Annotated in this window: 15 protein-coding genes; 5 read left to right on the top strand and 10 right to left on the bottom strand. The window is 62.3% G+C overall.

The genetic code is table 11. From position 1 onward, the window contains the following. Position 1: 1 nt before the first annotated feature. The gene (locus tag AD670_RS25065) at positions 2-1,171 is read right to left on the bottom strand and encodes an efflux RND transporter periplasmic adaptor subunit (RefSeq protein WP_053138661.1); all 1,170 of its coding nucleotides are present in this window, start codon (positions 1,169-1,171) and stop codon (positions 2-4) included. A 241-nt stretch (positions 1,172-1,412) separates the two neighbouring features. Between AD670_RS25065 and AD670_RS25060 the strand changes: the two genes are divergently transcribed. From AD670_RS25060 to AD670_RS25045, 4 genes are all read left to right on the top strand, one after another. Then, on the top strand, positions 1,413-1,895 hold the full coding sequence (locus AD670_RS25060; protein ID WP_053138659.1) for a sigma-70 family RNA polymerase sigma factor: 483 nt from the start codon (positions 1,413-1,415) through the stop codon (positions 1,893-1,895). 119 nt (positions 1,896-2,014) lie between these two features. Then, positions 2,015-3,352: a lysine N(6)-hydroxylase/L-ornithine N(5)-oxygenase family protein gene (locus AD670_RS25055; RefSeq protein WP_053138657.1), complete on the top strand. Its 1,338-nt coding sequence runs from the start codon at positions 2,015-2,017 to the stop codon at positions 3,350-3,352. Positions 3,353-3,420: 68 nt separating this feature from the next. After that, positions 3,421-4,641 (top strand): putative DNA modification/repair radical SAM protein, encoded by a 1,221-nt coding sequence (locus tag AD670_RS25050; protein ID WP_027606175.1) that lies wholly within the window; start codon positions 3,421-3,423, stop codon positions 4,639-4,641. After that, entirely contained in the window at positions 4,638-5,471 is an 834-nt protein-coding gene (locus AD670_RS25045) for a TIGR03915 family putative DNA repair protein (RefSeq protein WP_053138654.1), read from the top strand. The genes AD670_RS25050 and AD670_RS25045 overlap by 4 nt, the downstream gene beginning before the upstream one ends. A gap of 133 nt (positions 5,472-5,604) precedes the next feature. On the opposite strand, the gene AD670_RS25040 is transcribed toward AD670_RS25045, so the two are convergent. From AD670_RS25040 to ctlX, 7 genes are all read right to left on the bottom strand, one after another. Continuing rightward, positions 5,605-6,102 carry an Lrp/AsnC family transcriptional regulator gene (locus AD670_RS25040; RefSeq protein WP_053138651.1) on the bottom strand — a complete coding sequence of 166 codons (498 nt, stop codon included), beginning with the start codon at positions 6,100-6,102 and terminating at the stop codon, positions 5,605-5,607. 5 nt (positions 6,103-6,107) lie between these two features. Further along, positions 6,108-6,938, bottom strand: a complete 831-nt coding sequence (locus AD670_RS25035; protein WP_053138648.1) for an ABC transporter ATP-binding protein — start codon at positions 6,936-6,938, stop codon at positions 6,108-6,110. Positions 6,939-6,941: 3 nt separating this feature from the next. Next, the gene (locus AD670_RS25030) at positions 6,942-7,655 is read right to left on the bottom strand and encodes an ABC transporter permease (protein ID WP_053138645.1); all 714 of its coding nucleotides are present in this window, start codon (positions 7,653-7,655) and stop codon (positions 6,942-6,944) included. Beyond that, positions 7,652-8,353 carry an ABC transporter permease gene (locus AD670_RS25025; RefSeq protein WP_053138642.1) on the bottom strand — a complete coding sequence of 234 codons (702 nt, stop codon included), beginning with the start codon at positions 8,351-8,353 and terminating at the stop codon, positions 7,652-7,654. The genes AD670_RS25030 and AD670_RS25025 overlap by 4 nt, the downstream gene beginning before the upstream one ends. A gap of 138 nt (positions 8,354-8,491) precedes the next feature. Then, entirely contained in the window at positions 8,492-9,271 is a 780-nt protein-coding gene (locus AD670_RS25020) for an ABC transporter substrate-binding protein (protein WP_053138639.1), read from the bottom strand. Positions 9,272-9,528: 257 nt separating this feature from the next. After that, complete coding sequence (locus tag AD670_RS25015; RefSeq protein ID WP_053138636.1) at positions 9,529-10,575, bottom strand: ornithine cyclodeaminase; 1,047 nt, start codon at positions 10,573-10,575, stop codon at positions 9,529-9,531. A gap of 11 nt (positions 10,576-10,586) precedes the next feature. Next, the gene (ctlX, locus tag AD670_RS25010; RefSeq protein WP_053138634.1) at positions 10,587-11,513 is read right to left on the bottom strand and encodes a citrulline utilization hydrolase CtlX; all 927 of its coding nucleotides are present in this window, start codon (positions 11,511-11,513) and stop codon (positions 10,587-10,589) included. 225 nt (positions 11,514-11,738) lie between these two features. On the opposite strand from ctlX, the gene AD670_RS31210 reads away from it, so the two are divergent. After that, positions 11,739-12,632 (top strand): GNAT family acetyltransferase, encoded by an 894-nt coding sequence (locus tag AD670_RS31210; protein ID WP_082341043.1) that lies wholly within the window; start codon positions 11,739-11,741, stop codon positions 12,630-12,632. 128 nt (positions 12,633-12,760) lie between these two features. On the opposite strand, the gene AD670_RS24995 is transcribed toward AD670_RS31210, so the two are convergent. Together AD670_RS24995 and lpdA are read right to left on the bottom strand one after the other, a co-directional pair. After that, positions 12,761-13,780, bottom strand: a complete 1,020-nt coding sequence (locus tag AD670_RS24995; RefSeq protein ID WP_053138631.1) for a branched-chain amino acid aminotransferase — start codon at positions 13,778-13,780, stop codon at positions 12,761-12,763. Between the two features lie 202 nt (positions 13,781-13,982). Further along, positions 13,983-15,362, bottom strand: a complete 1,380-nt coding sequence (gene lpdA, locus AD670_RS24990; RefSeq protein WP_053138629.1) for a dihydrolipoyl dehydrogenase — start codon at positions 15,360-15,362, stop codon at positions 13,983-13,985.

Below are 15,362 nucleotides of genomic sequence, written 5' to 3'. Positions count from 1 at the left end.
CTCAACCCCCGTTGCCGTCGGCCGGGCCGATCAGCAGGTGATCGCCTTCGTGCAGGCCGTCGAGCACTTCGACCCGCAGGCGATCGCTGATGCCCAGGCGCACTTCACGTTCTTCGATGCGGCCGTTGGTGGCGACCACATGGGCGATCTGCTTGTCGGCACTTGAGGTGCCCAGCAGCGCGGCGACCGGTGCGGTGAGGGCGTTCTTGACGGCACTGGCGACGAAAAACACCTGGGTGGTCATTTCGGCCATCAGCGCGTTGTCGCTGTTGTCCACGTCCAGCAGCACGGTGTACAGCACCACGCGGCCGCTGCCGCTCTTGCTGGCGCTGTTGGGGCTGCCGCTGCCTTGGGTTTGATTGAGGGGCTTGGGTGGGATGGGCAGGATCTGCCGCACGGTGCTGGTCCAGCGCCGGTTACCACCGCTGAGGGTGGTGAAGTAGGCGGTCATGCCGGGTCTGACGTGGCCGATGTCGGCTTCCGAAACCTCGGCCCACACGGTCATCGGCGACAGCTTGGCGATCCGCAGGATCAGCGGGGTCTGCTGCTGGGCGTTGAGGGTCTGGCCGACCCGCGCGTCCACCGCGACCACGGTGCCGGTCATCGGCGCGTAGATGCGCGTATAGCCCAACTCCGCCTCATCGCTGCGCAGGCTGGCCTGGGCCTGGAGAATCTGCGCCTGGAACATATCGACCCGGGCCTGGGTGGCGCTCAGTTCGGCCTTGGCGGTTTGCACATCTTCCTCGCGGGTGGCGTTGCCGGCGGCCAGGCGCTGCTGGCGCTGGTACTTCTGGCGCGCCAGTGCGTGCTGGGCCTTTTGCTCCTGCAACTGCGCCTTGAGGTTTTCGATGGCATAGCGGCTGGCGTCGAGCTTGGCTTTTTGCGTCGAGGGGTCGATTTCCACCAGCAATTGGCCTTCCTGCACCTGGTCGCCGGCCTCGACATGAATCTTGCGAATCTGCCCTGACGCCTGCGCGCCGACGTCGACATATCGGCGCGGTTGCAGGGTGCCCAAGGCCGTGACGCTGTTTTCGATATTGCCGCGGGTGACGGTGACGGTGGTCAGGTTCTCACGCCCCGGCGGCAATACCTGCCAGGCGGCGACGGCGATGATGGGTATCAGGCACGCGATAGCTAGCAAGGCGCGTCGGGCAGGGCGAGGGCGTTTCATGCTTAGGTTCCAGCCAGGAAAGTTCGGAGCGCAGTTGCGCAGAGCTGACAGTTAAACGAGAGAATTGCCCGAGGATTTAGGCCGCTGGGTAAGCGGTGACCGCGCTGAGGGATAAAAAATACGCGGGTAAATGTAAGTCTGGGTTAAAAGTAGATGAGAATTACTATAAATTGCACCTACCCAAACTGCCATTACTGAATGGCCTACAGGACCTAATGCCGCCACCCGGCGATCGGGAGTCATGTTGGAAAGCTACTATCGCGAGCTGGTGTGTTTCCTCAACGCCAAGCTGGGCAACCGTCAGGTGGCCGAGGATGTGGTGCATGACGCTTATGTGCGGGTGCTGGAGCGTTCCAGTGCGACCCCGATCCACCAGCCTCGTGCGTTTTTGTACCGCACCGCGCTCAATCTGGTGATCGACGGCCATCGACGCAACGCCTTGCGCCAGGTCGAGCCCCTGGAGGTGCTGGACAGCGAAGGACGCTTCGCGGCCTGCCCCCCCCATACCACTCACGATCACGGCCTGCGCCTGGAGATGCTCGAACGTGCCCTGGCCGAGTTGCCGGCGGCCTGTCGCGACAGCTTCCTGCTGCGCAAACTCGATGGCCTGAGCCACCTGCAAATCGCCGCACACCTGGGCATTTCCCGCAGCCTGGTGGAAAAACACATCGTCAACGCCATGAAGCATTGCCGGGTGCGGATGCGCGAGTGGGACGCGCACTGATCACTGATCAGGTAAATTTTATTTCACTGTCCTCGTTTCCTATCAACACATGACCTGTTGTGCAGGTCTTGAAGGTATTCCCGCCCCACCGCCAAGGGGCTTATCCAGAGGACACTGGAATGACACAGGCAATTGCTTCGCCCGCGGTTCACGACCTGATCGGTATCGGTTTTGGCCCTTCGAACCTGGCGCTGGCCATCGCCCTGCAGGAGCGTGAAAAGGCGCAGGGCAAACTGGACGTGCTGTTTCTCGACAAACAGGCCGACTATCGCTGGCACGGCAATACCCTGGTGACCCAGAGCGAATTGCAGATTTCGTTCCTCAAGGACCTGGTGACCCTGCGCAACCCCACCAGCCCGTATTCCTTCGTCAATTACCTGAAAGCCCACGGTCGTCTGGTGGACTTCATCAACCTGGGCACCTTTTACCCGTGCCGCATGGAGTACAACGACTACCTGCGCTGGGTTGCGGGGCAGTTCCAGGCCCAGGCCCGCTACGGCGAGGAAGTGCTGGCCATCGAGCCGATCCTGCACCAGCAGCAGGTCGAGGCGCTGCGCGTGATCTCCCGCGATGCGCTGGGCGAGCAGCATGTGCGCACCACCCGTTCGGTGGTGGTCAGCGCCGGTGGCACGCCGCGTATTCCCGAAGCGTTCAAGGCCCTCAAGGACGACGGCCGGGTGTTCCACCATTCCCAATACCTGGAACGCATGGCCACCCAGCCGTGCGTGGACGGCAAGGCGATGCGCATCGCGATCATCGGCGGTGGCCAGAGCGCGGCGGAAGCCTTTATCGACCTCAATGACAGCTTCCCGTCGGTGCAGGTCGACATGATCCTGCGCGGTTCGGCGCTCAAGCCGGCCGATGACAGCCCGTTCGTCAACGAAGTGTTCTCGCCAGCGTTTACCGACCTGGTGTTCCAGCAAGTCGGTGCCGAGCGCGAGCGCCTGGTCGCCGAGTACCAGAACACCAACTATTCGGTGGTCGACCTGGACCTGATCGAGCGCATCTACGGGATTTTCTACCGCCAGAAAGTCTCCGGCATCGCCCGCCAGGCCTTCCGCACCATGACCGTGGTCGAGAAGGCCACCCCCGGCCCCTTGGGCATCGAACTGGCCCTGCGCAACAACGCCAACGGCGAAACCAGCGTCAACCATTACGATGCGGTGATCCTTGCCACCGGTTACGAGCGCGAGACGCACCGCGCACTGCTGGCGCCACTGGAAGAGTATCTGGGTGATTTTGAAGTCGCCCGCGACTACCGCATCGTCACCGATGAGCGCTGCAAGGCCGGCATCTACATCCAGGGCTTCAGCCAGGCCAGTCATGGCCTGAGCGATACGTTGCTGTCGGTACTGCCGATTCGTGCGGACGAGATTGCGGCGTCGCTGTTTGAAAACGACCGTAGCCGTGGCAAGGGGCGTTCGGTGCAGGATCTGCTCCTGGCCACCGCCAGCTGACAGGCTGCACTTGTGACACGGGGGGCTGGCTGATACTGTACAAAAAACCAGTATCGGTAGCCCCCCCCATGCAGTTGATCGAAAAACTCAGCATCCTCGCCGATGCCGCCAAGTACGACGCTTCCTGCGCCAGCAGTGGCGCGCCCAAGCGCAGTTCGGAGGGCAAGGCGGGGCTGGGGTCCACCGATGGCATGGGCATCTGTCATAGCTACACGCCGGACGGTCGTTGCGTGTCGCTGCTCAAGGTGCTGCTCACCAACTTCTGTCTCTACGACTGCCAATATTGCGTCAACCGCCGCTCCAGCGACGTGCCTCGTGCACGCTTCAGCCCGGAGGAGGTGGTCACGCTGACCCTGGATTTCTACAAGCGCAACTGCGTCAGCGGGTTGTTTCTCAGCTCCGGCATCATTCGTTCGGCCGACTACACCATGGAGCAATTGGTGCGGGTGGCCAAGCTGCTGCGCGAAGAGCATGACTTTCGCGGTTACATCCACCTCAAGACCATCCCCGAAGCCGACCCGGCACTGATTGCCGAGGCCGGGCGCTACGCCGACCGCCTCAGTGTCAACATCGAACTGCCCACCGATGCCAGCCTGCAAACCCTGGCGCCGGAAAAACAGATCGTCTCGATCAAGCAGGCCATGCAGACCATCTACACCGGCGAGCAGACGGTCCTGAACGAACCCCGCGCGCCGCGTTTCGCCCCGGCCGGGCAGAGCACCCAGATGATCGTTGGCGCCGACGAGACCGACGACAGCACCATCCTTCACAGTGCCGAGGCGCTGTATGGCAACTTCAAACTGCGCCGCGTGTACTACTCGGCCTTCAGTCCCATCCCCAACAGCCCGAAGAGCGTGCCCCTGGCCGCACCACCGTTGATGCGCGAGCACCGTTTGTATCAGGCCGACTTCCTGCTGCGCAGCTACGGCTTCAGCGCCAACGAACTGTTCGAAGGCCCTGGCCACCTGGCATTGGATATCGACCCCAAGCTGGCCTGGGCCCTGGAACACCGCGAGGTGTTCCCGCTGGACCTGAATCGCGCCGAGCCGACCTTGATCGCCCGCATCCCAGGGATCGGCCTGCGCACCACCCAACGCCTGGTGGACCTGCGCCGCGAACGCAAGATCCGCTTTGAAGACCTGGCCCGCATGCGTTGTGTGCTGGCCAAGGCCAAGCCGTTTTTCATCACCAGTGACTACCATCCGCAGCAGGCGGACAGCACCAGCGTGCTGCTGCGCGAGCAACTGCGCGACCGCCCGCAGCCGCAGCAGATGGGGCTGTGGGGATGATCAGCCTGGAATGCGACAACCTCTTCAGCACCTGGCGCGAACAGGCGCGTTGGCTGCTCAGCCATCAGGTCGACCCCAGCCAGGTGAGCTGGGGCGAGGTACAGGCGGCGGACCTGTTTGCCACCGATGAGCCGATTCCCGAAGGCTTGGGGCCGTTCCAGGCGCGGATTCCCAAGGCGCTGCTGGAGTTGCTGGAGTCGGCCGCCTGCTACCAAGGTGATCAGCGTTGGAGTCTGTTGTATGAGGTGTTGTGGCGCGTCAGCCATGGCGACCGCACCGCGATGCTGGCGGGGGACAAGCTCGGCAGTGAGCTGCAGCGGCGCATCAAGCAGGTCAGCCGTGAGGCCCATCACCTGCATGCGTTTGTGCGCTTTATCGCCTTGCCGGCAGGGGCGGGGCCTGAGTTGCCGGAATACGTGGCGTGGCACGAGCCGGCCCATGACATCCTCAAATCGGCCAGCCAGCATTTTGTCGGGCGCATGGGGCGCCATCGCTGGATGATCGCCACGCCGTTGGACGGGGTGTATTACGACGGCGAGCAGTTGATCCACCAGCGTGAGTGCCCCGAGGCGTGGCGGCAGCTGGCACAGAATGTCGAGGATCCCCACAGCGCGATGTGGCTGACCTACTACAGCCACATTTTCAACCCGGCGCGGTTGAACCCCAAGGTGATGGAAGGGCACTTGCCGAGTCGGTTCTGGAAGAATCTGCCGGAGGGCAAGTTGATCCCGGGGTTGATCAGCGAGGCGCGTACGGGGAAGCAGAAGGATGGGCAGGCGAAGCTGGTGGGGGCGCGCCAAGGTAAGAAAATCTTAAGCGGGCATGGTTAAAAATGTGGGACGGGGCTCCCGATAGCAGTGTGTCAGTCAGCTCATCTTTCACTGACCCACCGCTATCGGGAGCAAGTCGAATCGTCGCACCGCCCCTCCCACATTCGATCCTCATTGGCTTGGCGAGTGGGGCTCAGGCCAGCTCGATGGCGGTATTTTTCACCACCGCCAACTCCGGATGTGCCACCAACTTATCGATGTGCAACTCATCATTGTTCAGCCAGATCTCCGATACCACCCGGTAGTGCTCCATATCCCGGCAGCGCATGCGCAGGCTGTAGTCGAACGGACCGCTGATCAACTGGCATTCGAACACCTGGGGGCAGGCCTTCATACACGCTTCGAAGGCCTTTTGCGCCGAGCGCCCGCTCTGGTTGGACAAGGCCACCAGCACCAGCAGGGACAACCCTGGCGAGACCATCTGTACATCGATGATTGCCCCGTACCCACGAATCACCCCGCGTCGCTCCAGCTTGCGCACCCGTTCCAGGCAGGGCCTGGGAGTGAGGTGCACCAGTGACGAGAGCTTTTCGTAGGTGATACGGCCCTGGTGGCGCAGCACTTCGATGATCGCCTCATCGATGCGATCCAGCGCAGGGGAGGTATGGGGTCCGTTGGCCTTGGTATCCATGGGGTTCACTTCAAACGGTTGGAAAGAAATTGCTGCAAGCGCTCGCTGTTGGGGTGGTCGAGGATCTCGGCGCCGCCTTGTTCCTCGACTCGGCCCTGATGCAAGAACAGCACTTGGCTGGACACCTGGCGGGCAAAGCCCATTTCGTGGGTGACCATCAGCATGGTACGACCTTCCTCAGCCAACGTCTGTATGACTTTGAGGACTTCTCCTACAAGTTCGGGGTCGAGGGCGGAGGTGGGTTCATCGAACAGAATGATTTCCGGCTCCATAGCCAGGGCCCGCGCAATGGCCACGCGCTGTTGCTGGCCGCCGGACAGGAACGCCGGGTACTGATCGGCCACGCGGCCCGGCAGGCCGACCTTGTCGAGGTACATGCGCGCGCGTTTTTCCGCGTCGGCCGCACTGACGCCCAGCACCCGGCGCGGTGCCATGGTGATGTTTTCCAGCACGGTCATGTGGCTCCAAAGGTTGAAGTGCTGGAACACCATGGCCAGGCGTGTGCGCAGGTTCTGCAATTGTTGCTGGTGCGGCGCGCGGGTGCCGGCGCGGCCCTGGCGCATTTCGATGCTGATGCCGTCCAGGGTGATCACGCCGGCGTCCGGCTGTTCGAGAAAATTGATGCAGCGCAGCAGGGTGCTTTTGCCCGAGCCGCTGGCACCGATCAGGCTGATCACATCGCCGTTGCGGGCGTTGAGGGACACGCCCTTGAGCACTTCGTGTTCGCCGTAGCGTTTATGGATGCCTTCGACTTGCAGCTTGATGGCAGCAGTTGCAGCCTTGGGAACGGGGACATCGACAGGATAAGTGGCCAGGGCCTGCGCGGACTGATTCATGGGTTAGCCTCGGGTAGGAACAAGAAAACGCATCCAGCGACGTTCGGCCAGTCGGAACAGGCCCACCAGTGCAAAGGACAGCAGCATGTAGAGCAGGGCAGCGATGCCGAAGGCCTGGAACGTCAGGAACGTCTCGGCATTTGCATCGCGCGCCACCTTGAGGATGTCGGCGACGGTGGCGGTAAACGCCAGCGACGTGGCGTGCAGCATCAGGATCATTTCATTGCTGTAGGCCGGCAGCGCCCGGCGCAGTGCGGCAGGCACCACCACAAACAGATTGAGGCGCCAGCCATGCAGGCCATAGGCGCGCGCCGCTTCGAGTTCGCCGTGGGGAATGTTGCGGATGGCCCCGGCGAAGATTTCCACGGTGTAGGCGCAGGTGTTGAGCACAAAGGCCAGCAGGGTGCAGTTGAGGGCATTGCGGAAAAACTGGTTGAGCAGGGCGTTGTCCTGCACCACCTCCAGGCTGTACAGCCCGGTGTAGCAAATCAGCAGTTGGATATACAGCGGCGTGCCGCGAAACAGGTAGGTGTAGACCTCCACCGGCCAGCGCAGCCAGAAGTGCGCCGATACGCGCGCCAGCGCCAGGGGGATCGACAGGAAAAACCCAAGCACCACCGAGATAATGAACAGCCACAAGGTCATGGCAACGCCGGACAACCCGGCGCCGTCGCTGAACAGGTAGGCCAGGCCGTATTGCTGGAACAGTTCGATCATCGCGCCATCCCCTTGATGCCGAGGTTATAGCGCCGTTCGAGGCGCTTGAAGATGCGGTTGGAGAGGGTGGTGATCACCAGGTACACCAGGCCCGCGAGGATCAGGAAGTACAACGGCTCGTTGGTGGTCTTGCCGGCGTTCTGCGCGGCCTTGACCAGGTCCGACAGGCCGATGATCGACACCAGCGCCGTGGACTTGAGCAGCACCAGCCAGTTATTGCCCAGGCCCGGCAGGGCAAAGCGCATCAACTGCGGGAACAGCACCAGGTGAAAACGCTGCCAGCGGCTCAGGCCGTAGGCGGTGGCGGCTTCGAGCTGGCCGACCGGCACACTGAGGATCGCGCCACGGAAGTTCTCGGTGAAATACGCGCCGTAGATAAACCCCAGGGTGATGACCCCGGCGGTAAATGGGTCGATTTCAAAGTAGTCCCAACCGAACACTTCGCTCAGGTCGTTGAGCCACAGTTGCAGGCTGTAGAAAATCAGCAGGATCAGCACCAGGTCCGGCACGCTACGGATCAGCGTGGTGTACAGCGTGGCCGGCACCCGCAGCCATCGGGCGCTGGAGAGTTTGGCACCGGCAGCGATCAGGCCCAGGGTGAGGCTCAGGGTCAGCGCGAGGAACGCCAGCTTGACCGTCATCCAGGCACCCTGGGCCAGCATCGGGCCGTAGCCTTGCAGGTTGAAGAGTTCGTTCATGGGGAGCATCTCTAAAGGCCGCAGACATCCCGCTGAGGGAAGGGGCTTGCTTCCGATGAGGGCGTGCCAGTCGACACCTGTATTGACTGACCCACCGCTATCGGGAGCAAGCCCCCTCCCACAGGGGATTGTGTTGGCTTATTCGTTGTAGATGTCTTGATCGCCGAAGTATTTCTTCTGGATCTGCGCGTAGGTGCCATCGGCCTGGACGGCGGCGATGCCCTTGTTGATCAGCGCACGCAAGTCCTGGTCGTTCTTGCGCAGGCCCATGGCGATGTCCAGGGGCAGGGTTGGGTCCTTGAAGGCCGGGCCGGTCTTGAAGTCGGCGCCTTCAGGCTTGGACAGGAAGTTGAGCTGGGCTTCGAGCTTGTCGGTCAGGGTGGCGTCGAGACGGCCGTTCTGCAGGTCGGCGTAGTTCTGTTCCTGGGACTGGTATGCCTTGATCTGTGCACCGAGCTTGGCCAGGTGCGCGCGGGCATAGGCTTCCTGCAACGAGCCTTGCAGCACACCGACTTGTTTGCCTTTCAACGATTCCGGGGTGTCGCCGAAGTCGGCGTTTTTGCGGGTGATCACGGAGGTGGGGCTGAGGAACAGGCGGTCGGTGAAGTCGATGACCTTCTCGCGCGCCGGGGTCACGGCCATGGACGACATGATCGCGTCGAACTTGCGCGCGCGCAGGGCCGGGATCATGCCGTCGAATTCGTTGTGCACCCAGGTGCATTTGACGTCGAGCTTGGCGCAGATCGCGTTGCCCAACTCGATATCGAAGCCCTGCAGGCTGCCGTCGGCGGCCACGGATTCAAACGGGGGGTACTCGGGGAAGACGCCGAAGCGGATTTCTTTCCAATCCTGGGCGTGGGCGGCGCTGGCGCACAGTGGCAACAGCAGTGCAGCGAAGAGTGTTCGCAGTGGAATCATGTGTCAGTCCCTATATTTTGTAATTGATGTCAGGGCAGTAAAAAGGGTGCAGCGTGGATTCAGTCCGTGACTCTTTGGTCGGGCTCAGAATGCTTCATGATGGTGCGTTTTTTGTGTCGTTTACCCCGTACGCAAAGCGCAAATTGCGCTGTTAAAACAGCCAATGCAGCGGAAACGGCTGTCGTACCCGCTGAATCGGCTTTTCGGTACTGGAAATCAGGCCTGCCCTTGCCGCAAAGGGGCAGGCCAGAGCGGTCTCAGGCGCGCTTTTTGTGCTGTGCGCTTGGCTGTTGGGCCAGGCGTGCAAACAGGTCTTTCGGGTCGGCCAGGTCCGGAACCAGTTCCAGTTCGCTGCCCACATCCAATGCCTTGGCTACGTCGAGCACGTAGCGCAGGGCCGAGTAGTCTTCGATGGCAAAGCCCACCGAGTCGAACAGGGTGACCTGGCGCTCATTCTCGCGGCCGGCGGCCTGGCCGTTGATCACTTGCCACAGTTCGGTCACCGGCGAGTCCTCTGGCATGTGCTGGATTTCACCTTCGATGCGGCTTTGCGGTTCGTACTCGACGATCACTCGGGCGCGCTCGACGATGCGGCGGTCCAGCTCGGTCTTGCCCGGGCAGTCGCCGCCCACGGCATTGAGGTGCATGCCGGGTTCAATCATCTCGTCGGTGAGGATGGTCGCGTAGGCCTTGTCGGCGGTGACGGTGGTGACGATGTCCGCACCTTTGACCGCCTCGGCCACGCTGCCCGCCAGGATCACCTTGATCGCCGGGAACGCCCTGAGGTTGGTCGCCAGCTTGGCCATGGCCTTGGCGTCGATATCGAACAGGCGGATCTCGTTGATGCCGAGCATGGCGTGGAAGGCCAGGGCCTGGAATTCGCTCTGGGAACCGTTGCCGATCAACGCCATGCTGCGGCTGTTTGGCCGGGCCAGGTAGCGGGCCACCAGGGCCGAGGTGGCAGCGGTGCGGATCGCGGTGGTCAGGGTCATTTCCGCGAGCAGCACCGGTTTGCCGGTGTCCACGTCACCGAGGGCACCAAAGGCCATCACGGTGAGCATGCCGGCCAGGGTGTTCTTCGGGTGGCCGTTGACGTATTTGAAGGCGTACAGCGAGGCGTCGGACACCGGCATCAACTCGATCACGCCGTCCGGCGAGTGGTTGGCCAGGCGTGCGCATTTTTCGAAATCCTGCCAGCGCAGGTAGTCGGCGCGGATGTACTCGGCCATCTCGGTGATGCAGGTTTGCAGGCCTTTTTGCGAGACCAGGTAGCTGAGGTCGTTGACGTCGATGTAGCGGGTCATGGCAAGACTCCTTATTGAAATGAGGGACGGGCAGGCAGATGCACTTCTGCCAGCATGCAGCGGGCACTGCCGCCGCCGATGCGTTCGATGTTGTCGATGTTCACCACCACCGGCCGTGTATGGCGCTCCACCTGCTGGCGCTGGGCGGGTTTCAGGGCGCCCCAGGCACTGGCGGACATCACCAGCAGCGGCTGGCCGTCGCGGTCGTGGACTTCGAGCATGTTGCCGGCGAACGCTTCGAGCTGGTCGAAGTCGAGGCCGAGGATGTCCTTGCCGGTGTCGCGCAACGAGCGCTCCAGGGCCTGGCGTTCATCGGCGTCGGGCAACGCTTGCAGGCACACCACCGAGAGGTCGCGGCCAACGCTCATCATCACGTTGCTGTGATAGATCGGTGCGTGGTGGCGGTCGACGGCGTGGAATACGCAGAGCTGGTAGTCGAGGCGTTCGGCAAATTGGCGCAGCGCGTCGTGGTGGGTGCGCCCGGAGTGGCAGGCGTAGCTGATGCGGTGCTGGCGGTCGAGCACCATGCTGCCGGTTCCTTCGAGGAAGATGTTCTGTTGTTCGAGATGGCTGAGGTCGATGGTTTCGCTGATCGCGAAACGTTGCTCCAGCACTTGCAGCACGCCTTTGTTGCGCTCCAGTCGGCGGTTCTGGCCTTCCATCGGGTACAGCACCAGGCTGCCGTCGGCGTGGCTGCTCCACCAGTTGTTGGGGAAGATTGAGTCGGGTGTGTGGGGCGCCGGGGTGTCTTGCACCACCAGCACTTCCACACCATGCCGGCGCAGGGTGTCGACATAGCCGTCGAACTCTTCCAGCGCTTTCTGCTGTGCGCTGAGCGGGTCGAGAGGCGGGCGTTGGAATCGGTTGTTGATTGCGGTGTCCGGGTTGAAGGCAAAGCGCGCCGGGCGAATCATCAAGACGGTGTTGGTGGTTTGCATGGGGGCACGAATCCATGGGGTTGAGCAGTGAGGCTATTTTGTGGCTTGTGCGGGATGAATCCCGGCTGAAACAACGGGGCGGCTCAGCCGGGAAAGCTGAAAAGGGGGGTGATGCAGCCGAATCGGCTGCTGGAGCTGGAGCGGGGTCAAAATGTGGGAGGGGGCAAGCCCCCTCCCACATTGATACAGTGGCGACTGTAATAGCGCCGTCAGCCAGGAGGAGTCATGTCTACCGTCGTACGTCTTGCCCAATCCGAGGATGCCGAAGGGATCAGCCAGGTCATCCTGGCAGCCTTGCACAGCAGCAATGCGCGGGATTATCCGGCGGATGTGATTGCTCGGGTGGCCAGCAACTTCACGCCAGACGCGGTGCTGGAGTTGCTCAAGCGCCGGGTGGTGCTGGTGGCGGTCCAGGATCAGGTGATCGTCGCCACGGCTGCGCTGGATGCCAGTGTGGTGCGCTCGGTGTTCGTCAACCCGGCGCGGCAAGGGCAGGGCATTGGCCGGTTGCTGATGATCGAAATCGAAGCGCGGGCCCGGGAAGCCGGGGTGACGGTGTTGAGTGTGCCGTCCTCGCTGACCGCCGAGCCGTTCTACACCAAGCTGGGCTTTCACACGGTGCGCGATGTCTACCACGGCAATGAACGCACGTTGGTGATGGAAAAAGCGCTGCTGTCGCGCCATCCCATCGGGGCATACCGCGACCGCCAGCACCGGGCGCAAGTGGTTGCCTTATGGCAGCAGGCTTTTGGGTACGACACGGCGCATAACCTGCCAACGCTGGCGATTGATAAAAAGCTTGCCGTCAACGATGGGCTGTTTTTCGTGGCGACGGACAAGAAAACCGTGATCGGCACGATTCTGGCCGGCTATGACGGTCATCGCGGCTGGCTGTATTCGGTGGCGGTGCACGCCGACTATCGGCGTCATGGCCTCGGTTCCTCGCTGGTGCGGCATGCGGAACAGGCACTGACGGCCCTGGGCTGCATGAAGATCAATCTGCAGATCACCAGTGGCAATGAGGCGGTGGCGGGGTTTTACGAGGCGTTGGGGTATGGGGTGGAGGCGAGGGTCAGCATGGGCAAGAAGATTGCCGAGAATATTCCGGCTCAATCCTGAGGACACCGGAGAGCAAATGTGGGAGGGGGCTTGCTCCCGATGCCGGTGTATCAGTCAACAGATTCATTGACTGACCCACTGCCATCGGGGGCAAGCCCCCTCCCACAGGGTTTTGCGGTGTTACTGGCTTAGACTTTTACGATCCAACCCGCTGGTGCTTCGATGTCGCCGGTCTGCACGCCGGTCAGCTCTTTGTAGAGCTTCTGGGTGATCGGGCCGACTTCGGTCTCGCTGTGGAACACATGCAACTGGCCGTTGTACTGGATACCGCCGATCGGCGAAATCACGGCGGCAGTCCCGCAGGCGCCGGCTTCCTTGAACTGATCCAGCTTGTCGATGAACACTTCGCCCTCGACCACTTCCAGGCCCAGGCGGGTCTGGGCCAGTTCGATCAGCGACAGGCGGGTGATGCCTGGCAGCACCGAAGGCGACTTCGGTGTGATGAACTTGTTGTCGTGGGTGATCCCGAAGAAGTTGGCCGAGCCGACTTCTTCGATTTTCGAGTGGGTCATCGGGTCCAGGTAGATCGCATCGGCGAAACCGGATTTCTTCGCTTCCGAGCCCGGCATCAGGCTGGCGGCGTAGTTGCCACCGACCTTGGCGGCACCGGTGCCCTGTGGCGCGGCGCGGTCGAAGGTGGAGATCTGGAAGTTGTGGGGCACCAGGCCGCCCTTGAAGTAGGCGCCGACCGGGATGCAGAACACTGAGAAGATGAACTCCGGTGCGGTACGCACGCCGATGTTGTCACCGGTACCGATCACGAACGGGCGCAGGTACAGCGCGCCGCCGCTGCCATACGGCGGGATGAAGCGCTCGTTGGCCTTGACCACTTGTTTGCAGGCTTCAATGAAGTCTTCAGTCGACACATGCGGCATCAGCAGGCGCGCGCAGCTGCGTTGCATGCGGGCGGCGTTCTGGTCCGGACGGAACAGGTTGATCGAGCCGTCCTTGCAGCGGTAGGCCTTGAGGCCTTCGAAGCACTGCTGGCCGTAGTGCAGGGCGGTAGAGCCCTCGCTGATATGCAGCTGGTTGTCGTCGGTCAGGGTGCCGGCCTGCCATTCGCCGTTTTTCCAGACCTGGAGAAACCGCTTGTCGGTCTTGATGTAGTCAAAACCCAGCTTGTCCCAATTGATGCTCTCGTTACCCATGACACCCTCTATCTCTGGTCAAGTCGGTTTTTTTCTGAATGGGCGCAACAATACTTCATTCGCAGGCCCGTTCGCATCCCCCGCGTCCCTTGTAGGCGCGAGCTTGCCCGCGAAAATCGTCAACGATAACGCGTGAAACCAGAATGAACGCGGCGCCCTCAGGTTCTTCGCGAGCAAGCTCGCGCCTACAGGGGGTGTTTATTTACAGGTGCAAGGCGTGGCCCAGCGCCCGCAGCGCAGCTTCCTGCACCGCTTCGCCAAGCGTCGGGTGGGCGTGGATGGTGCCCGCCACGTCCTCCAGGCGCGCGCCCATTTCCAGGCTCAGGCCGAAGGCGGTGGACAGCTCGGACACGCCGGCGCCGACCGCTTGCCAGCCGACGATCAGATGATTGTCGCGGCGCGCCACCACCCGTACGAAGCCGGTTTTCGACTCCAGGGTCATGGCGCGGCCGTTGGCGGCAAACGGGAAACTCGACACGATGCAGTCCAGGCCGGCGGCCTTGGCTTCGTCGGGCGTCTTGCCGACCACCACCAGTTCCGGGTCGGTAAAGCACACCGCCGGGATCGCCGCCGGGTTGAATTCGCGGTGTTGCCCACTGATCAGTTCGGCCACCATCTCACCCTGGGCCATGGCCCGGTGCGCCAGCATCGGCTCGCCGCTCAGGTCGCCGATGGCATACACATTGCGCATGCTGGTCTGGCAGCGGCTGTCGATCCTGATCGCCGCGCCGTTCATCTCCAGGTTCAGCGCTTCGAGGTTCCAGCCCTGGGTATTGGGTTTACGACCCACGGCCACCAACACCTGATCGGTCTCCAGCGACAACGTGTCGCCGTTCGGATCGCGTACTTGCAGGCTGTTGTGCTCGAAACCGGTGACGCTGTGCTTGAGGTACAGCTTCACGCCCAACTGCTTGAGCGATTCGTGCACCGGTTGCGTCAGCTCGGCGTCGTAGGCCGGCAGGATACGGTCCTGGGCCTCGACCACACTGACCTCGGCGCCGAGCTTGCGATAGGCAATCCCCAGCTCCAGGCCGATGTAACCACCGCCCACCACGATCAGGCGCTTGGGCACGCGGGTTGGCGCCAGGGCTTCGGTAGAGGAGATGATCGACCCACCAATCGGCAGCATCGGCAGGTTGACGCTTTTCGAGCCAGTGGCCAGCAGCAGGTGTTCGCACTGGATGCGCTGGTCGCCGACGTCGACGGTCTTGCCGTCTACCACCTTGGCCCAGCCATGGATCACCTGCACTTTGTGCTTTTTAAGCAGAGCAGCGACGCCGGTGGTCAGGCGGTCGACGATGCCGTCTTTCCATTCCACGCTTTTGCGAATGTCCAGGGTTGGCACATCTACCTCGATTCCCAACTGGGAACCCTGGCTGTGGTGCACGGTTTGCTGAAACTGCTCGGCCACGTGAATCAAGGCCTTGGACGGAATGCAGCCGATGTTCAGGCAGGTGCCGCCCAATGCCTGGCCTTCCACCAGGATGGTCGGGATGCCCAACTGGCCGGCACGAATGGCGGCCACATAACCGCCAGGACCGCCGCCGATAATCAGCAGGGTGGTATGCACTATCTGAGTCAT

The sequence above is a fragment of the Pseudomonas sp. MIACH genome, from assembly GCF_001269925.1.
GTDB lineage: Bacteria > Pseudomonadota > Gammaproteobacteria > Pseudomonadales > Pseudomonadaceae > Aquipseudomonas.
This window is presented reverse-complemented; position numbering and strand designations above follow the sequence as displayed.